Here is a 19391-nt window from a genome sequence, read left to right on the forward strand (position 1 = left end):
AAAGTATAAAATATTAAGGTTTCCGTCATGGCGGAGAGAAGGCAGGAATCCATATAAGTGGGATATGAAGCCTTGTGATGTTTGAAGTTTTTTTCTACACGGTATGTTGAGTTGGATATAATCACACTGAAAGATTTTTACGCTTCGGCACTTGGGCTGTGTGTGCAGGTAACGCTGTGTGACCAATTAAATTTATGGTGGCCTGATCTTACTGATAAACGGGTTATGGGTTTGGGGTATGCACTTCCTTATCTTTCTGTATTGCGTACACGTGCGCAACAATGTTTCGCTTTTATGCCTGCTGCACAGGGTGCTTCACCTTGGCCTTGTGCTGAGAAAGTCGCTACAGCACTTGTTTTTGAAGAAGATTTGCCGCTTTCTGATGCTTCAGTTGATTGTATTTTACTGGTACATGCGCTTGAATATACAGAAAATTCATACGAAACATTGAATGAAATATGGCGTGTTTTAGCTCCCAATGGCAGCTTGATTGTTATTGTTCCTAATCGCCTTGGCTTTTGGGCGCGCAATACTTGTACACCTTTTGGTTACGGCGAACCTTATAGTCGGCAACAGATTGTTCGTTTGTTTGAAAAAACAAATTTTATCTCTGGACCAGTGCAAGAAATTGTACATTATACGCCTTCTTCAGGTTATGTCTCGCGGTTATTCTCATTTTTTTATGAGCCATTTACACGCCATTTTTTGCCTTATTTTGGCGGACTCTTAATGTGTCAGGCAAAGAAACGTACTTATCAAGGCTTACTTGTACAGCGTCGACAATCGCGGCGTATTTTTATTCCTGCGTTATCTCCACAAGCTTACGAAAGCTCTTTTCACTTTGCTCCAAGGGATATTTTACGACAGTGTCCGTGAAGCATATAACGCAAAACCCATAGGGTACCGCCATTTTTACTTATGCGAGAGGGGCAAGTGGGTGCTATCATTCTCTCTGCTAGCTCAGAACGTCGCGACTTCTCTTGCATTAAAACGGTTTTTGAGAGATGTATTAAATTTTGTCTCAAATGGCTTTTTATATACACGCCTATCTTACTTATGATGTGCAAGCAAAAGGTTTCCATTAGTTCATTATAAGATGGATTTGCAATGAGACAAACTCACTCTATTAGATGCTCTCATTCCAGTAGCAGAACGGTAAATTATAATTATAAATCGAAGTGTTGTGTCTAATTTCTGTTTTATTCTGTTTTAGAGAAAAATTGAGGCATCAAAAGCGTTTTTGAAGTTGTCAATGTTCGAGAAGCTTTAAAGGTTTAAGCGATAGCCATTTTGATCGGTGATGAGAATTTGTGCATTAGAGGGGTCTTTTTCGATTTTTTGTCGTAAACGATAAATATGAGTTTCTAAGGTATGGGTGACAATGTTTTCGTTATAACCCCAAACTTGTTCTAACAGTGTTTCACGGCTCACGATTTTGTCATTGGTGTCATGGAGGTATTTAAGAATTGCTGTTTCTTTTTCTGTGAGGTGTGTTTTGTTGTTGTGTTGATCAATGAGAAGTTTTTGTCTTGGTTTAAAAGTATAGGGACCAATATATGAGATTATATCGTTATTTTGCTCATATTGACGTAATTGAGCGCGGATTCGTGCCAATAACACTGCAAAGCGAAAGGGTTTTGCTACATAATCATTAGCGCCTGCTTCAAGATCTAAAATGGTATCGCAATCTGTATCATGATTTGTGATCATGATAATGGGAGCGCGAAAGCCTTGAGTGCGCAATTTCCTAATGGCTTTATGTCCATCAAGATCAGACAGTTCAATACCAAAAATAGCGAGATCAACATTTTTCTCTTGGGTTATTGTTATACCTACTTCAGCCGTTTTTGCCTGGAATACTTCAAACTCCTCATACATTTGCAATTGTTCTACCAAAATGGGGCGCAGATCATCATTTTCTTCAACGATTAAAAGGGTGTAGCGGTTCATTTTTTTCCTTATAAAATCTGTTGATGCACCAAGTGGTGGAGGGTAGTTTCATGAAAAATGAGATTTTATGCAAGAAAAATTACAAAAGAAACGCTATAAAAAAACAAACTTTTATTGCTTCTATGGTTATGCGCCAACAAGCCGGTGATGACACGCGGGATATTTTACGCGTTGGTCAGAATTATTTTTTTTGCGCTCTAGGGCGAGTTGGTATTTCTGCTTTTAAGCGTGAAATTGATAGCACAGTACTTCTGGTTCATATGCCTTGTTTGAGCGAATTTCGTAGTAATTCTTGTCGTTCTTTCCTATGTTCCATTTTGCCTTTTCGTTGTATTCGAGTGCAAGATGATTGGTATGATGCAAGTGGTGATGCCAATTATAATTGCTTAGTACGCCTTCCTTCCTGCCGTAGTGCTGAAAAGATGCATCGTGAAGTGTGAAGATGGCCTTTATGCTATCGTTTTTATGTTGGATTGGAATAGTACAGAACAAAAAATAGCAAAAGGGAGTGCCATTTTTATGCATTTAGCGCGAGAAGATTATAGGCCGACAGAAGGATATATCGTGCTCTTTTGTCGTGACATGGAACATCTTTTGCTGCATATTAGCCAACGAGCAAAAATTATCGTTTTAGGTTGAAAACGTTTTCATCTCAAGGTTTCCCATCAAACAGATTTCTTTCCATTCATCTTCTGTTACAGGTTGTACTGATAAGCGGCTGGCATTGACCAGCACCATATTTTCCAGTTTTGTATTTGCTTTAATCTGTTTTAATGAAACTGGTGTTGGCATATCACAAAGTGCACGGATATCCACACATTCCCAGCGTGGATCAGAGGTAGTAGAGTCAGGATGTGCTTCAGCACAGACTTCTACAATGCCTACGATTTCTAATCCTTTATTTGAATGATAAAAAAAACCTTTGTCGCCATATTTCATAGCGCGCATATTGTTACGGGCTTGGTAATTGCGTACACCATCCCATTGTTCACCATCAGCACCTTTTTGCTTTTGCATGTCCCATGACCATTTATGGGGTTCAGATTTAAAAAGCCAATAAGCCATGCTTTCTCCTTTTCATAGACTGTTCTGTATTTCATAAGTCATGTGCGTTTTTATAAGCATCTGTATAACGTCATCAAATATGATTTTTAAAATGGAATAAAGAGTGCATATTATCGATTTGTGTTTTCTTGATTGAAAATTGTCGAATTGTGGTAGAAAAATGAGCCATATTTTTTATGTTTTCATATGATGTATGAAAATGTCTTATCTTCACTCATTTCCAGCAGAAAAGATATGCGTGTGGTTGAAGAATAGGCTTAAAGTAAAGCGTTAAATATAAAAAGTTTGGGTGTTTTTTAACTTTGGTCTGGGAAGGCTTGTCAATATGCTTGTCAATATGATTGTGTTGAGTTGAAAAAATGATGCAAGTAAATTAGTTTCAAAGGCTTAAAATCTACAATGATAATAGCCATACGGCAACGAGCAGTTGTTAAATGATGGTGTTCCGTATTGTTTTTCGTGGAGGATATAAGCACTGCTCTATTTTTCTTATGCTTTTGTTCCACGGCGTCCCATCCCAATTAAGGGAGCAGCTTTTTCGTCCAGAGGCCAGCGTGAGCGGGGGGCGATATCAAAGGGGCTTGTTTCTCCTCGTACGAGTTTTTGTGCACCGGCAAAAGCAATCATTGCAGCATTATCGGTACATAAGGAGAGAGGGGGAGCTATAAATTCAAAACCGTGTTGATGTGCGAGTTCTTGCAATGTGGATCGAATGGCTTGGTTGGCAGCAACTCCGCCTGCGACAACTAAAGCAGGTGGACGGCGTTTTTGATATTGAGAGAAGGGATATTGGTGGATAAAGTGTTGCAGAGCCAAATGAACGCGATCATATACTGTATCGGTAACTGCTGCTTGAAAACTTGCCGCAATATCGGCAACATCGCTTTCTGTAAGGGGAGCCATGGCTGTTGCTGCTTGTCGAACGGCAGTTTTGAGACCAGAAAAAGAGAAATCTAACCGTTTTTCACCTTTTAAAGGTCGTGGAAGAGGGATACGATTTTTATCACCCAATAAAGCTGCTTTTTCCAGTGCTGGACCTCCAGGATAAGGAAGACCTAAAAGTTTTGCTGTTTTATCAAAAGCTTCTCCCAATGCGTCATCAATAGTAGTTCCTAAACGCTGGTAGTTACCTATTCTGTGAACAAGGATTGTTTGTGTATGACCACCTGAAACCAACAGCAATAAATAGGGAAAATCAACATTATGCGTTAGAACGGCTGTTAAAGCGTGTCCTTCTAGATGATTTACGGCAATAAAAGGTTTTCCGGTGGCAAGAGAGAGAGCTTTTGCACTCATAACTCCGACTAAAAGTCCTCCTATCAAACCTGGGCCATTTGTGGCTGCAATGGCGTCAAGCTCTTTTAATTTTGTATTCGCTTTTGTTAGTGCTCTCAAAATTAAACTATCGAGAATTTCAACATGGGCACGGGCGGCAATTTCAGGGACAACACCGCCGTAAGGTGCATGATGATCAATTTGGCTCCAAACAATATTGGAAAGAATTTTACTGTTTCCTTTATTATTGTATTCCACGACAGCCGCTGCTGTTTCATCACAACTTGTTTCTATTCCCAACAGGCGCATTTCAAACAAAACCTTAAGTTGAAGATTCTTTCCTGTGTGCGTACCACGGACAGGCAAAGATGCAAAGAATTTCTCTTGGGGGATCTTCTTTTGGAGTTTATTTTTCTATGAAAAAATGTGGTTTAACACTTTTCGTGAATATAATAACAAGCTCTCTCTTTCAGTATAAAAGACTTCTTTATTTTCATTTATTTTCAATAATACAGTTTTATTAAATTATATCATTAAAAATATTTCTGATAGAGGTGTAATGTTAGAAATTTTGGTAAGGTTATACTTTTTGTAAAAAGAGTGTAAAACGAGCTATGGTATTTGAGAAAAGCTTAATTTTAAAACTTTTTTCATTTTATTATTTTATCGTTAAAAGAAATTATGCACAAAAAGTGATAGAAATGGTAGACTCTTCAAAACCAAAAGTTAAACCGCATTATACTGGTGATCGCCGTAAAAAGCCTGTGATTGAACATGAAGCTGTGAGCTATGATTCAGAGCAAGTCATACAAAACTCTGTAGAAACGGATACAGAGAAACAAAGTATGCAAAGTAAACACGGGTCTGGTTTGACTTGGCTGTTCTCGTTTATTTCAGGAATTTTTGGTGGTCTCATTGCTTTAGGCTTTTTGATAGGGTTTCAATGGGTGGGCTTGCTTCCTTTTTCTTTCATGGAAAGTCATGTTGGTGGAGAAAAAGCTTTACAAATTGCGGAAACCGCAAAAAGTCAAGGAGAAGAAATAAGAGAGCAATTGGAGCGGGTGTTTGAAGAAATTGATGCGTTGAAAACAGAATTTTCCTCTTTTTCATCACGACAGGTTGAAACAACGCGAAGTGATGAAGCATCGCAAGAAGAAAACAGAAAAGCTTTTGGAGTTTTAGAGGAAAAAGTAAGAGGTCTTGAAGAATCTGCGCAAGCCTTAGCAGGTGTATCAAAAGAGATAGAAACAGCTTTGTCTGCTGGACAAAGCAATGCAAATGATCTTGTTGTGTTAAAGCAACAGTTGAAGATTATGCAGGAAGAGATTTCTGCTAAAAATGATGAACATAAAATAAATACTGCGCTCTTTATTGCAATTAGTTCCCTCAAGAACGCTGTAGAACGTGGTGGGTCTTATAGTAATGAATTAAAATTGTTACAGCAATTATCACCTTCAATTGAGGGACTTGATCTGTTGCAAAAGACAGCTATGATAGGTCTTCCAAGTTCAGCGCAACTTTCAGCTGATTTTGCTCGTGTTGCAGATGCAATCGTTGGTACGCAAAATGATGTTGCATCAGATGTTGGTTTTGGGGGACGGATTTTGGCATGGATAAAAGGTCTCATTGTCTCGCGGCCAATTGGTAATGTTGAAGGAATGACATTAGGGGCGATTGCGGCACGGATGGAAGTTGCTATTCAGGCGGGTGATTATGAAAAGGCTTTGAGTGAATGGAAAACGTTGCCCCAAAATGCAAAAGATGTTTCGGTAGATTTTATTCATCAACTTGAAAAACACGTTACTGTTCATCATTTTCTTCAACAGTTGTTGGTGTCTGTGCAACAAGGGCCTTTTAAAGCAACAAAGATGTAAATAGGCTTAAGATGATACGTGCTTTTATTTATAGTTTTGTTGTATGTGTGCTCGGACTTGCTTTCGGATGGGTAGCTAACCACAATGGTGTTTTTGTTATAACATTTTTGCACTTTCGGTTTTCTTTTTCATTGCTAACAGCTTTAAGTGCGCTCATTTTACTGTTTGGAATGCTGGCGTTTTTATGGTGGCTTTTATCTGTATTTTTTTCTGTACCTAGTGCTCTTTCCAGTTACTTTTATAAACGTCACCAAAAGCGTGGTTATGAAGCTCTTTCACAGGGGCTTCTTGCAGTTTTTGCTGGAGATGGTATTTTGGCACAAAAAATGGAGGCACAAGTTATAAAATATTTTGCAGATAAACATGAGCCGTTGGTAAAGCTTTTACAAGCTCAAACCTTATCCTTGCAAAATAATTCTTTGCGCGCGATTGGTCTTTATGAGGAGATGAGAAAAGAAACACCGACAAAATTGGCTGGGCTGTACGGTTTGTTTCGTGAAGCTATGAAGAGCAAAGCTTATGAAGCAGCGCAGCAATATGCAGAAGAAGCATTGGCTTTATCGCCAGCACTTTTATGGGCTCATCAAGCAGTACTTGATCAACTCAGCGTGAGCGGGCAATGGGACAAAGCACTCGGTGTCTTTGAGCGAGCACAAAAAACTTTACCGCGCTCTGTCCGTTCAACTCAAGAGCGACAGCATATACAGGCTTTGTTGTTAAGTGGGAAGGCGCTTCATCTGTTCGAAAATCATCCTACTGAAGCACGTACCGCCATTTTGAAAGCACATAAATTGGCACCTGATTTTGTTCCAATAACAGTTATTGCTGCTGATATTCTTTATAAATTAAATGAGACGAGTAAAGCTGATAAAATGATTATTACAGCTTGGCAGAAAGAACTTCATCCTGATTTGGGAGCGCTTTATCTTGAAAGAGAAGAAGGGGCCATTGGACGATTAAAAAAGGCTAAGACACTTGCTTCTTATAATAAAGATACATTTGAATCGGCTTTCCTTATTGCCAAGGCTGCTTTGGATGCTGGTGAAACAGCACTCGCAAGGGAGGAGGCAAAAAAAGCACTTCAGTATCATCCGCGAGAAAGTGTTTATTTGTTGTTGGCAGATATTGAAGAGGCACAGGGAAATAATCAGGGAGCAGTGCGTCAATGGCTTTCTTTGGCACTTCGTGCTGAACGTGATCCGGTGTGGATGTGTGATGGGTCCATTTTTTCTTCTTGGTTGCCGGTTTCTCCAATAAGTGGACGTCTAGGTTGCTTTGAATGGAAAGTGCCTCCCTGTATGCCTCCTCTCACATTAGAGGCTGCCAATATTGTGCCAAAAAAACAAAATAAAGAAGATATTATAGAGAAAAGTTCTGGTGTTGAAGTTAAGAGGCTTGAAGAATTATCTTCTGTAGAGGATTCTTTTTTGCATAATATGCAGGTAGACAAACAAGATACAAGAAATGTCAAAGCTTTTAGTCGAACTCACTTAAATGTTGATGATCCAGGGATTAAAACAGAAGAAGAGGGGACTCCTTTGCCAAAGGAGAAGTTCCGTTTATTTTAAAAAAAGAGGGTTATAGTGAATATTGTTCGCTCAAATTATTCTATTGTGCTTAAAAAATAAAACTTTACTTGATTGTAAAAGTGAGTGGTTAAAAAATGTTTTTAAGTCAAAGGTGTCTTGATAAAAAGCTGAGAAAGAGCAAACCAAGAATTGCAGTCGTTATTCATCGTCGATCTACATATACTGGTCGTTTGGGGAAATTTTTGCAACAAAGCGGTTTTGTTCTTGATGTTTATCGTCCTATTTTAGGACAAAAGCTTCCCTATACATTGGAGCATTATGCTGGTGTTGTTATTTTGGGCGGGCCGATGAGTGTGAATGACAGGGAAGCATATATTACTGAAGAAATTGATTGGATTTCTTTGTCACTAAAAGAGAATAAGCCTTTTTTGGGTATTTGTCTTGGAGCACAAATGTTAGCGCAAAATCTAGGGGGGCGTGTTGGTACAAGAAGTGACGGAACTGTTGAAGTTGGCTGGTATCCCTTAGAAGCCACTCTACAAGGAAAGGCGTTGATGAATTGGCCAGAAATGGTCTATCATTTTCATGATGAAGGTATTTATGATTTACCTAAAGAGGCAGTGCTTTTGGCAACAGGTCATACATATCCTACACAAGCTTTCCGTTATGGAAACAATGCATGGGGTTTGCAATTTCATGCTGAATTTACTCGTGCTATGATGCGGCGTTTAGTGATTCGCTCAGCGCATAAATTGACCGAAAAAGGTGCCCAACCCGCTTCTGCACATTTGAAAGGTCGTTTAATCTATGATCAGGCTTTAAGTCAATGGTTTGAAAATGCATTGCAACGAATTTTTTGTACACCCGTCGTAAGTGTGTGAGAATTAAGAGTTTTAATCATTGTCTTAAGATAAGGAAAGTTTTCATTTTGACTATGTTTTTTTCATTGAAATCAATACGGAAAAGCCTTTCTTTAAGCTATCTATTTTGTGGGATATTTTGTCTTATTCTGATACTCATTTATAGCTCGTTCTGGTTTTTTTTTCACGTAAAATAGAAGATTGTGCTTCCGTTATACTCGCAAAGGCATCTTCGCGGGATATGATAGCGGTGTGCGGACATCTGAACAAGAATGGTTATCCGTTACGTATTGGTGTTGTTTGTGATCAGTTTCAATTTGCTTGGCCTTTGCGCGGGTTTTCTTTATCAACGGATCGTTTGACGGTTGGTGCACCAATTTATGCACCACAACGGGTAGAGTTAAACGTTCATTCTCCTGCATCAATTCTTTTTGCTGGAAAAGCTCCTATAATGTCACATTGGCACAATCTGGTAATTGAAACAGAGCCTTATTGGAAGGCGGGTAAAACATTGAAACTTATGGCTGAAGGGCTTGAAGTTTCCATCCTTAACACATCTGTTGAGGATCAAAAATTCCAAAGTAAATTGAAATCGCAGACGACTGATAAAAAGACAACACAAGAAAATGTTGAAGATCAGGTATCTTTGAGAGATGATGATGACACCGTTGTGTATCCATTAAGCCCAAAAAGTGTGCTCCCAAAAATAACGGCAGAATTTATACGGCTTGATGTTAAACACGAGAAGAATCGCTTATCGGGGCATGTTACTTTTGATAGTTTGGATTCTGCTATGTTTCTTGCACCTTACTTTGTTGATTTTCCAAAAATTGATGGCAATTTGACATGGGCACTTAATGAGGTACCTCATCTGTTTGAAAAGGGAGAAGACAGTTGGAAGCAGCATTTGTATGGAAAAAGTGGTATTTTAAAGCGTGGCGAATTAATTTTTCATACAGGCGGCACATTGCGTATAAGTGGACCTTTTTCCTTTGATAATGAGGGATATTTGACAGCAAAATTTGAACTTGCTTTTGTGAAGCATATGGAGCTTCTTACAACTATGCAGCGTTTATTTCCCACGCAAGCTAACAATCTTCAAGCTTTATTTTTTATTTTAGGCGCTATGCCTAAAAATGCAGATGGTATTCCAGTTCTACCTTTGTTGATTACCCATGGGTGGGCAAAATTAGGATTTTTAAAACTTGGCCGTCTTGCACCGCTTTAAGTTTGAAAGGTAGTATTGTACAGTTGAGCAATCATCCCTGCTGCAAAGGTAAAACGAGAAATATTGAGATCGTTTTCAATGAGGGCAGCAATGCGGTTTGTTACATTATGAATTTGCTCTTCATTTGTTTTGTTCCAAGCGGCAAATGAAGCCTCTTTCGAGCCATAATTTTTCAAGATTTTTGTAACAATTTTTCGCAAGCTTTCAGAGATATTTTCTTTGGCTTGGTTTAAAGCCATACTATCATAGTAATCAAGTACAGAAATTGTTCTACTTGCTTCATTAATGCGGTTTATACGAATGATTTGAGCCAGTGAAAAATAGATTTCTGCTGTTTTAATAAGGTCACTGTTGCTTTGTTTTGCAATCAAAGAAATGTCACAAATTATTGGAGCAGCTTCCAAGAGAGACAATTGCTTTGCTAAAGATTTTGGTGCTCCTTCTTCACTATAATGGAGCGTTTTTTCTTTAATTTTTTGATTAATATCTTTATCGTTGGAGTGTGTCAGTTGTTCTTCAATAATGTTACGGGCTTGCTTTATTGTTTTTACAAGTTCTTCTAATGGAGTTGAAAGGTCCATATTGCGCAACCCCCAATTTGTTGTCTCAAAGAGCATTGAAGTAATAGTTGCGTAAAATTTGTTTTGGACAAGACCAGGTATCTTATTATCAAGTTTATCAATTTGATCAGATAATTGGGGTATTTCAAAACCGTCACGGATTGTAATGAAAACACGAATAATATTTTCAACCTTTTGTTCTGTTGCATCTTGTAGTTGATTAACAAAAGTAGGCCCTCCACGATTCACAATATCGTTTGCAATCAGTGTAGCAATAATATTACGACGCAACTGATTATTAATGATTTCTTTCTCAAAATTTGTCTGAATTTGAGTTGGGAAATAGTGCAACAAGAGTGCATCAAAATAACAATCATCAATAATAGGACTGTGGACGATTTCTTCTTTTAGAGTTAATTTGGCATATGCCAAAATAACGGCGAGTTCCGGACGTATAAGGCCTTGACCTTGTGTTATTCTTTGCCGCAAAATTTGTTCATCAGGGAGAATCTCAACTCTACGATCCAGAAGTTTTTTCTGTTCCAAATCATGCATAAAACGTATTTGATAAGGCAAATCGGCAATACTTTGGCTTTCAGCTAAAGAAAGAGCAAGGGGTTGCAAATAATTGTTGCGTAGGACTAATTGTTCAACTTGTGGAGTCATTTTTTTCAAGAGTTCGTTGCGTGCTTCTTTGGTAAGCGTTTTTGCACGGAGCGCTGATGCGAGAACAATTTTGATATTGACTTCAACATCTGAACAATTAACACCTGCAGAGTTATCAATGGCGTCCGTATTGCATCGTCCACCGTTTAAGACATATTCAATTCGACCACGTTGTGTAACGCCAAGATTAGCACCCTCACCAATAACTTTTGCACGAACTTGTTCACCGGTAATGCGGAGTGCATCATTTGCACGATCCCCTACTTGTGCATCAGTTTCTGTTGTTGCACGGATATAGGTACCAATGCCGCCAAACCATAAAAGATCAACAGGTGCTTTGAGAAGTGCAGAAATAATTTCAAAGGGGGTTCCCGTTTGTTGTTCAAAGCCAATGGCTTGTGCTGCTTCGGGTGAGAGAGTAATGGTCTTTGCTGTACGTGAAAAGATGCCACCACCCTTTGATAATTTTGTATGGTCGTAATCCTGCCAGCTTGAACGAGGAAGTTGAAAGAGGCGCATACGTTCTGCATAGCTCTCAGCTATGTTTGGATCTGGGTCAATAAAGATATCGCGGTGATCAAAGGCGGCGATAAGTTTTGTTTGTTTGGAAAGGAGCATTCCATTGCCAAAAACATCGCCAGACATGTCACCAACACCGATACAGGTAAAGGGAGTTGTTTGAATATCGCGATTAAACAATTCTCGAAAATGTCTTTTAACTGCTTCCCATGCACCTTTAGCTGTAATCCCAATGGCTTTATGGTCATAGCCTGCTGAACCTCCAGAGGCAAAAGCATCATCGAGCCAAAAGTGGTTTGCTTGGCTGATGCTGTTTGCTGTATCAGAAAAGGTTGCTGTGCCTTTGTCGGCAGCAACAACAAAATAAGGATCATGGCCATCATGGCAGATAATGTCGTGAGGGGGGGTTATTTTGCCGTTAACTAGATTGTCGGTGATGGAAAGCAAAGCCGTGATAAAGTCAATATAAGCTTGTCGCGCGGCTTCTATAATTACGGCACGGTCATTGGTTTGGGGAAGACGATGAGGATAAAATCCACCTTTTGCACCAACGGGAACGATAACTGCATTTTTAACCTGTTGGGCTTTGACTAGGCTGAGCACTTCAGTGCGATAATCCAATGCGCGATCAGACCAACGAATTCCACCGCGGGCGATAGGACCAAAGCGCAAATGGACCCCTTCAACTTCTGGTCCATAAACAAAAATTTCTCGATAAGGGCGCGGTTCAGGTAAGCCTTCAATTTGGCGTGGATCCAACTTGGTTGCTAAAATACGCCGCGGGCTACCATTTGCTAGAGGGGTAAAGGCGTTGGTTCGTAAACTTGCATCAATGAGATTACGATAACGGCGTAAGATGAGATCATCATCTAAACCTGATACTTTCTGTAGTTTTTCTTCAATACGTTGTTGAATGACCTGTTGGTTTTTTTCTCGCTCTTTTTCTGTATGGCTTTGATGAAATTTCAAATGAAACAGAGCATACAGATCTTGGGTAATATCTGGGTAGGCGTTTAAAGTTTGGGCAACGCGGTCTTGTGAATAAGGGATTCCAGCTTGTTGGAGATAGCGTCCATAATGGCGCAAAATGACAATTTCACGCCAATCAAGTTGAGCGGTTTGCGTTAAAGCATTGAAGGCATCATTATCAGCATCTTGGGACCAAATAGCTTCGAATGTTTCAGCGTGCTTTTGACTGTTTTTGTCGAAATCAATACAAACTTGGAAGGCGCTCTCTAGTTGCATATCATGAAGATATACGGAGTGTTCATTACCATCTGGTAATTCAAGTGTTTGCTCAGCAATGACCCGAAATCCCATATTTTCAAGGAGTGGTACGCGCTTAGAAAGGGCTAGTGCTTTATGGCGGTGAAAAAGCCGAAGAGAAATGCCTTGTTTTTCTTTGTTGTGTGTATGATAGAAAGTAACGAAAAGCGGTTTTTTATCATGAAGACTTAAAATATGACCAGCATCTTCAATTGCATCTTCAGCCGAGAATAAGTCACGATAGCTGTTGGGAAACTGGCTAGCTAAACGCATTTGTTGATCTGTTGCTTTGCGGGTAAGAGCTATGGTTTGAACACTGTCTTCCCAACTGCGTGCTATGGAACGAACATTTTGTTCAAGCACTGTGCGCTCAATAACAGGGGCGCTTTCGCTCCCTTTTCGATGGATGATATAATGAACGCGGATGAGAGTGCTTTCTAAGAAGAGTGGATAGGATTCAAAAAAATCACCTTGGTAGAGTTCAACAAAGTATTCACCAATTTTTTCGCGAATATTGCTGCTATATTGGTCACGGGGAACATAGACAAGTATAGAAACAAAGCGCCCAAAAGAATCAATATGGGCGAGCACTCGTAGACGTGGGCGTTCGTCTAATTGCATGATAAGTTTGGCATTTTCTGTTAATGTATCAACATCAGAGCGAAACATTTCATCTCTTGGATATGTTTCTAAAACACTGATGAGTGCTTTTCCAGAATAGTCGGCGCGATTGTGTCCAAGGCGTTGAATAATGGTTTTTGCTTTTTCTTTTAAGAAAGGGATTTGCAAGATAGAGCGCGTATAAGCTGAGGAAGTAAATAACCCTACAATGCGCAATTCTCCACACAACTTGCCTTCTTTATCAAAGATTTTAAGACCAATATAATCAAGCCAAACAAGACGGTGAATTTTTGAACGGCTGTTGGCTTTCGTCACAATAAGCAAGTTATCGCTTTCCATAAAAGAGAGGATTTCTTGGGGAGGTTCTTCCACTCTTGCATCACCAATAATACGAATAGAGGTATCGGTGAGAATACCCAATTCAACGTCGCTGGCTGTAAAGGCTTTTGTGGGTTCTTGGTTTTTGGTGAAGTTATAAGTGCGCATGCCAAGGAAGATAAAATTGTGGTCCATCAACCAGTTAAGAAATTCAATGGCTTTTTCACCTTCTTGTTTGTAGTGTGCTGGGAGATTTGTTTGATAAGCATGGATATGCTTTTCGACTTCTTTAAGCATAGGTTCCCAGTCTTGTACAGCTGCATTAACTTGTTCAAGAACTAAGGTGATTTCATTTTGCAGTTTTTGTATTTGCTGTTCGTTTAATGGCTCTATATGAATTTGCATGAGGCTGATGCGCTGTCCAGAAGCGCAATCAAGTACGGGATGTGCAATCAAATAAATATGATTTTTGTGCTGATTAAAGATATTTAAAATCGAATCAAGCAGGAAGGGTTTGTTATCGTTGACAAGCGTGACAACGGTTATAGGTTTATGGTTGCGGGTCAAATTTTGTTCAAAGTAGATGGTGCTTTTTCCTGCTTGATGGAGATTAAAGGCTTTAATCGCGGTGGTTACGGCTTTTTGAAGTTCCTCATTCTCGTAACAAGCAATATCTTCTTTATCAGTATGAGCAAAAAGGATTTGTTCTATTTTATCTTGATTGCTTTTTATCTCTGATGTTTTTTGTTTTATCACAATATTTTTCCCTTTTTTGCTTTTAGCAGTCTTTACTTATTTATAAGAATAGGCCGTTATACCATTCTCTGCACTGTAGCACCTTCTTTTTGCGGGGAATAGTTATTTATATTGGAGATAATAAAATTATTTCTTCCACTTTATAAGTAATAATTTGGCATTTTAAAAAATTATGTCGATGAAAGGACATTTTTAGTGTTTTTTTATGTTAATAGTTTGTTTGTCAAAATATACAAAATGAAAGTAAATAAAGAATGATGTGTTTGCCAGAAAGACTTTTAAGTGGTTACCGATCCTTTATAAAAAATCATTTTTCATATAAAACAGCACATTATCAACAATTGGCGCTTGAGGGGCAAAAACCTGAGGTTTTGGTCATTGCTTGTTGTGATTCGCGCGCAGTACCAGAAACAGTTTTTGATACTAAGCCAGGCGAAATTTTTACGATACGTAACGTGGCAAATTTGGTTCCTCCTTTTTCTCCTGATAACCAATATCACGCAACATCAGCAGCTCTTGAACATGCGGTGCAGTTGCTTGAAGTTAAGCATATTGTTGTTTTTGGTCATGCGCATTGTGGGGGGATTAGCACTGCTCTTAAGGGGACATGTAAGTCTTTATCGTCAAATGATTTTATTGGTCAATGGATAAGCCTTTTGGCGCCAACAGCACAAGAGGTTGTTGGCAATAAGTCGTTGACTGTGTTAGAACAGCAGACTGCATTAGAGCAACTTTCTATTCGTCATTCGTTGAAGAATTTAGAAACATTTCCATGGATAAAGGCGAGAAAAGATCAGGGTATTTTAACGTTGCATGGGGTTTGGTTTGATATTTCAAGTGGTGAATTATGGAATATAGAACAGGAAACAGGTCGTTTTGTGCCTGTTGAGGTTTGGAACTTTGAAGTATAACGCTTGCTCTCTTTTAAAGATATTGTATGATAAATCTTGACAAAGCTAGGGTTTTATTGTTTGAAAGAGCGAGCTTTCGGTACAAAATTAACTTGGAGCCACTGACTGAGACCCCATTTTAAGGGTATAAAAAGATCTCAGAGGTCAACATCCGATAACGCGGTGCGTCCTCGGGTGCCACTTTGGTTTGTGTGTTATGCAGCAATGAGGTAGATAATGTTTGAATCCTTACAAGAGCGTCTTGGCTCCATACTGTCTCATTTGACAGGGCGTGGAGCTTTGTCGGATCAGGATGTAGCAGAGGCCCTGCGCGAAATTCGTCGCGCTTTATTGGACGCTGATGTTGCACTTGATGTCGCGCGTTCTTTTACCGATAGGGTTCGTGAAAGAGCTGTTGGGGCCGAAATTGTTAAGTCAATTAAACCTGGCCAGATGGTTGTCAAAATTGTTCATGATGAATTGGTTAATGTTCTTGGAAATGAAGGAGTTCTGAGTGATTTAAATGCACCAGCACCTGTTGTTATCATGATGATTGGTTTGCAAGGTTCTGGAAAAACAACGACAACAGCAAAGCTTGCAAAGCGTTTAACCGACAAAAATAATAAAAAAGTTCTCATGGCGTCATTAGATACACGCCGACCTGCGGCACAGGAACAACTCCGCCAATTAGGAGAGCAAGCAAAACTTGCAAGTTTGCCTATTATTGCGGGTCAGTCTCCCGTTGATATTGCAACACGTGCGGTACAAGCCGCTAAATTAGGTGGTTATGATGTTTTGATTCTTGATACGGCAGGACGTAACCATATTGATGAAGCTTTGATGCTTGAGTTGGCTGCGATTAAAGCGTGTTCTCTTCCTCATGAAATTATGTTGGTTGCTGATAGTCTTACAGGTCAAGATGCTGTTCATCTTGCGCGTTCTTTTGATGAGCGTGTGGGAATTACAGGAATTATTTTAACACGTATGGATAGTGATGGCCGTGGTGGTGCTGCTCTTTCAATGCGTGCTATTACGGGAAAGCCGATTAAAGCAATTGGAACTGGTGAAAAAATAGATGCTTTGGAAGAGTTTCATCCTAGTCGCATTGCTGATCGTATTCTCGGAATGGGTGATATTGTTTCTTTAGTTGAAAAAGCTGCTGAGACAATGGATCATGAGAAAGCGTCTGCTTTTGCAAAAAAAATGCAGGCTGGAAAATTCGATCTCAATGACCTTGCAGAACAATTGCAGAAAATGAAAAAACTTGGGGGAATGGGCGGAGTTATGGGAATGTTGCCGGGTTTTGGTAAGGTAAAAGATCAGATTGCTGCTGCGGGACTTGATGATCGTTTGTTTAATCGTCAATTGGCTATTATTTCGTCAATGACTCCCTTAGAGCGTGCTCGTCCTGAAGTTTTGAAACATAGTCGTAAACAACGGATTGCTAAGGGTTCTGGTACAAGTGCTGCTGATATTAATAAGCTTTTGAAAATGCATCGCCAAATGGCTGATATGGTCAAAGCCATAGGGGGTAAGGGAAAAAGCGGCTTGATGGGAAAAATGTTGGGAGGGTTTGGTTCTAAGATGGGGCTTGGTGGTATGGGAGCTGTTGTCAGGGATTCTGAAGCTTTGCCCGATTTATCGGGGTTTGATCCAAAGCAGCTCTCAACACTTCAAAAACAGATTGAAAGTGGTAATGGAGGGAAGGCTTTACCTGGTCTTCCAAGGCGTTGTGGGCCTGTTTTTCCTAGCCTTTCCAATGGTACTGCTGATAAGGGGTTGTTTCCTCAGCATCTCAAGAAAAAATAAGATGTAAAGAGAGAAGGAAATATCATGCAGGAAAAAATATTGGATGAATTGGCGCGTTTACGTACCTCTATTGATAATTTTGATGCAGCGTTGATCCATATTTTGGCAGAGCGTTTTCGTTGTACGCAAGCTGTTGGGCACTTAAAAGCCCGTTATGATTTGCCTACGGTTGATCCTCTGCGTGAGCAGCGACAAGTTGAGCGGTTGCGGCAATTGGCTACAGATAGTCATCTCGATCCTGATTTTTCTGAAAGATTTTTGAAGTTTATCATTAAAGAGGTTGTGCATCATCATGAGCTGATTGCTGAAGAACAAAAACAAGTAAATTTAAACGAAAGCCAGAGCTGAAAATAGGAGATAAAATATGGCATTAAAAATTCGTTTGTCTCGTGGAGGATCCAAAAAGCGTCCTTACTATCACATTGTGGTTGCAGATGTTCGTAGTCCGCGTGATGGGCGGTTTCTTGAGCGTGTTGGTGCATGGGATCCCATGTTGCCTAAAGATGGGCCACGTGTGAAGCTGAACGAAGAACGTATTCAATATTGGCTTGGTCAAGGTGCACAGCCAACAGACCGCGTTTTACGGTTTTTGGATGCGGCTGGTTTAAAAAAGCGTCCAATCCGCAATAATCCACACAAAGGTGAACCTGGTAAAAAGGCACAAGAACGTATTGCAGCAGCAAAGCAAGCTGCTGAAGAAGCGGCAGAGTCAACAGCAGAAGCCTGATTGCTTTTAAAAATAATCAATTGTTCTTTTAGAAGCTTTTATCGAGAAAAGTGATTGTTATCCGTTTTTGTTTATCAAAAACGGATCTTCACTTAATAAGGTGTTTGTTTTTTCTAAAATCAGTATGACTCTTTTAAAAGTCAATGGCGCGGCCTTTAATTTCCCAGTCTCCATAACGTGAAGGGTCTTTGCCGCCGCGTCCACCATTTTCTAAAGGTCTTTCTTCCTTTATTTCATGTTTACGCCTTTCCTCGGCTTCGTTTAGGGCGCGTTTTGCTGCGGGAGAGAGGGATTGTTGTTTATCTGCGGTTGCATTTTGATTGCTTATTTTCTTGTCTTTTTTATCCATTTTACACCTATTCCATTGAAGAAGCAGAAAGAAAACCCCATCATATAGGAATGATTGTCTTTTATCATGGAGTTTTTTGAGTAATGAATATAATGCGTACGGCAATGCTTTTGGCTTTTATGACCGCTCTTTTTATGGGGGTTGGTTATCTTGTTGGGGGGGGCAGTGGCATGATCATTGCTCTATTGATGGCAAGTGGTTTGAATTTTTTTTCTTATTGGAATTCTGATAAAATCGTTTTACGCATGTATGGTGCGCGTGAAGTTAATCAGTATTCCTCACCAATTTATTATAAGATTGTGAGCGATTTAGTACAAAAAGCTTCTCTTCCTCAACCAAAAGTTTATGTTATTGAAAGTGCGCAGCCAAATGCTTTTGCTACGGGACGTAATCCTCAAAATGCGGCTGTTGCTGCGAGTACTGGGTTGTTAGAGCAGTTGAGTGTGGAGGAAATTGCGGGCGTTATGGCGCATGAGCTAGCACATATTGAGCACCGTGATACGTTAACAATGACTCTGACCGCAACGATTGCAGGAGCGATTTCTATGCTCGGTAATTTCGCTTTTTTTATGGGGGGAACGCGTAATTCTTCAGAAAATTCTCATGGTGGGGGGCTTGGGGGCATTATTGCTTTGCTTGTGGCGCCTTTTGCGGCAATGTTGGTGCAAATGGCTATTAGTCGTACGCGTGAATATGCTGCTGATCGGCGGGGAGCTGAAATATGTGGTAATCCTTTATGGTTGGCTTCGGCATTGCGTAAAATTGCCGATGGTGGACGTGGAGTATACAATGAGGAAGCAGAGCATAATCCGGCAACAGCACATATGTTTATTATCAATCCGTTAAGCGGGGAAGGGGCCGATAGCCTCTTTTCTACCCATCCGGCGACTGCGAATCGTATTGCGGCTCTTCGTCGACAAGCAGAGGAGATGAAGGGGGCAATATCCAAAGGTATGGGGTGGAATAAAGAAGGTGGTTTGCATGAAAAAAGGGGGATAGGTTATGGAGGTTTTGATCATAATGAGCAAACTAGTGTATCAGGTAATCAGGAAAATGATGCTGTTCAACGCGTTACAAAACGCCCTTCTTGGCTTCGTTATGAAGATACAAAAAGATCTCGATCATAGAG

The 19391-nt window shown here is 39.8% G+C and carries 17 protein-coding genes; 12 read left to right on the forward strand and 5 right to left on the reverse strand.

The genetic code is table 11. The annotated features are described in order from the left end of the window. The first annotated feature begins 81 nt into the window (after positions 1-81). The gene (locus GQO39_RS05210) at positions 82-876 is read left to right on the forward strand and encodes a class I SAM-dependent methyltransferase (RefSeq protein ID WP_156851223.1); all 795 of its coding nucleotides are present in this window, start codon (positions 82-84) and stop codon (positions 874-876) included. A gap of 390 nt (positions 877-1266) precedes the next feature. Here GQO39_RS05210 and GQO39_RS05215 read toward each other — a convergent pair whose 3' ends face one another. Continuing rightward, a complete protein-coding gene (locus GQO39_RS05215) occupies positions 1267-1950 on the reverse strand; it encodes a response regulator transcription factor (protein ID WP_156851224.1) in 684 nt (227 codons plus the stop codon). A gap of 50 nt (positions 1951-2000) precedes the next feature. Here GQO39_RS05215 and GQO39_RS05220 point away from each other — a divergent pair, with 50 nt between their 5' ends. Together GQO39_RS05220 and GQO39_RS09195 are read left to right on the forward strand one after the other, a co-directional pair. Further along, a complete protein-coding gene (locus GQO39_RS05220) occupies positions 2001-2390 on the forward strand; it encodes a hypothetical protein (protein ID WP_246668528.1) in 390 nt (129 codons plus the stop codon). Then, positions 2380-2589, forward strand: a complete 210-nt coding sequence (locus GQO39_RS09195) for a hypothetical protein (RefSeq protein ID WP_246668529.1) — start codon at positions 2380-2382, stop codon at positions 2587-2589. The genes GQO39_RS05220 and GQO39_RS09195 overlap by 11 nt, the downstream gene beginning before the upstream one ends. Here GQO39_RS09195 and GQO39_RS05225 read toward each other — a convergent pair. After that, positions 2581-3015: an EVE domain-containing protein gene (locus GQO39_RS05225; RefSeq protein ID WP_007552167.1), complete on the reverse strand. Its 435-nt coding sequence runs from the start codon at positions 3013-3015 to the stop codon at positions 2581-2583. The two genes, GQO39_RS09195 and GQO39_RS05225, sit on opposite strands and share 9 nt — an antisense overlap. 489 nt (positions 3016-3504) lie before the next feature. Beyond that, on the reverse strand, positions 3505-4599 hold the full coding sequence (gene tsaD, locus GQO39_RS05230) for a tRNA (adenosine(37)-N6)-threonylcarbamoyltransferase complex transferase subunit TsaD (protein WP_156851225.1): 1095 nt from the start codon (positions 4597-4599) through the stop codon (positions 3505-3507). Between the two features lie 392 nt (positions 4600-4991). Here tsaD and GQO39_RS05235 point away from each other — a divergent pair, with 392 nt between their 5' ends. The 4 genes from GQO39_RS05235 (at position 4992) to GQO39_RS05250 (ending at position 9781) form a co-directional block, all read left to right on the forward strand. Beyond that, entirely contained in the window at positions 4992-6164 is a 1173-nt protein-coding gene (locus GQO39_RS05235; RefSeq protein WP_156851226.1) for a COG4223 family protein, read from the forward strand. Positions 6165-6175: 11 nt separating this feature from the next. Next, positions 6176-7732 carry a heme biosynthesis protein HemY gene (locus GQO39_RS05240; protein ID WP_156851227.1) on the forward strand — a complete coding sequence of 519 codons (1557 nt, stop codon included), beginning with the start codon at positions 6176-6178 and terminating at the stop codon, positions 7730-7732. Between the two features lie 95 nt (positions 7733-7827). Continuing rightward, the gene (locus tag GQO39_RS05245; protein ID WP_156851228.1) at positions 7828-8574 is read left to right on the forward strand and encodes a glutamine amidotransferase; all 747 of its coding nucleotides are present in this window, start codon (positions 7828-7830) and stop codon (positions 8572-8574) included. A gap of 220 nt (positions 8575-8794) precedes the next feature. Continuing rightward, on the forward strand, positions 8795-9781 hold the full coding sequence (locus GQO39_RS05250) for a DUF2125 domain-containing protein (protein WP_246668530.1): 987 nt from the start codon (positions 8795-8797) through the stop codon (positions 9779-9781). Here GQO39_RS05250 and GQO39_RS05255 read toward each other — a convergent pair. Continuing rightward, on the reverse strand, positions 9778-14487 hold the full coding sequence (locus GQO39_RS05255) for an NAD-glutamate dehydrogenase (RefSeq protein WP_156851230.1): 4710 nt from the start codon (positions 14485-14487) through the stop codon (positions 9778-9780). The two genes, GQO39_RS05250 and GQO39_RS05255, sit on opposite strands and share 4 nt — an antisense overlap. Before the next feature lie 254 nt (positions 14488-14741). On the opposite strand from GQO39_RS05255, the gene GQO39_RS05260 reads away from it, so the two are divergent. The 4 genes from GQO39_RS05260 to rpsP all read left to right on the forward strand — a co-directional run bounded on the left by GQO39_RS05260 (position 14742) and on the right by rpsP (position 17913). Continuing rightward, entirely contained in the window at positions 14742-15398 is a 657-nt protein-coding gene (locus GQO39_RS05260; RefSeq protein WP_156851231.1) for a carbonic anhydrase, read from the forward strand. A gap of 216 nt (positions 15399-15614) precedes the next feature. Further along, the gene (gene ffh, locus GQO39_RS05265; RefSeq protein WP_156851232.1) at positions 15615-17186 is read left to right on the forward strand and encodes a signal recognition particle protein; all 1572 of its coding nucleotides are present in this window, start codon (positions 15615-15617) and stop codon (positions 17184-17186) included. 24 nt (positions 17187-17210) lie between these two features. Continuing rightward, positions 17211-17534, forward strand: a complete 324-nt coding sequence (locus tag GQO39_RS05270) for a chorismate mutase (protein ID WP_156851233.1) — start codon at positions 17211-17213, stop codon at positions 17532-17534. 16 nt (positions 17535-17550) lie between these two features. Beyond that, positions 17551-17913: a 30S ribosomal protein S16 gene (gene rpsP, locus GQO39_RS05275; protein ID WP_007552152.1), complete on the forward strand. Its 363-nt coding sequence runs from the start codon at positions 17551-17553 to the stop codon at positions 17911-17913. A gap of 133 nt (positions 17914-18046) precedes the next feature. On the opposite strand, the gene GQO39_RS05280 is transcribed toward rpsP, so the two are convergent. Beyond that, entirely contained in the window at positions 18047-18262 is a 216-nt protein-coding gene (locus GQO39_RS05280) for a DUF1674 domain-containing protein (RefSeq protein WP_156851234.1), read from the reverse strand. A gap of 83 nt (positions 18263-18345) precedes the next feature. On the opposite strand from GQO39_RS05280, the gene htpX reads away from it, so the two are divergent. Further along, positions 18346-19389 carry a zinc metalloprotease HtpX gene (gene htpX, locus GQO39_RS05285; protein WP_156851235.1) on the forward strand — a complete coding sequence of 348 codons (1044 nt, stop codon included), beginning with the start codon at positions 18346-18348 and terminating at the stop codon, positions 19387-19389. Positions 19390-19391: the final 2 nt, after the last annotated feature.

It is taken from the genome of Bartonella refiksaydamii (genome assembly GCF_902652675.1).
In the GTDB taxonomy this organism is placed as follows: Bacteria; Pseudomonadota; Alphaproteobacteria; order Rhizobiales; family Rhizobiaceae; genus Bartonella; species Bartonella refiksaydamii.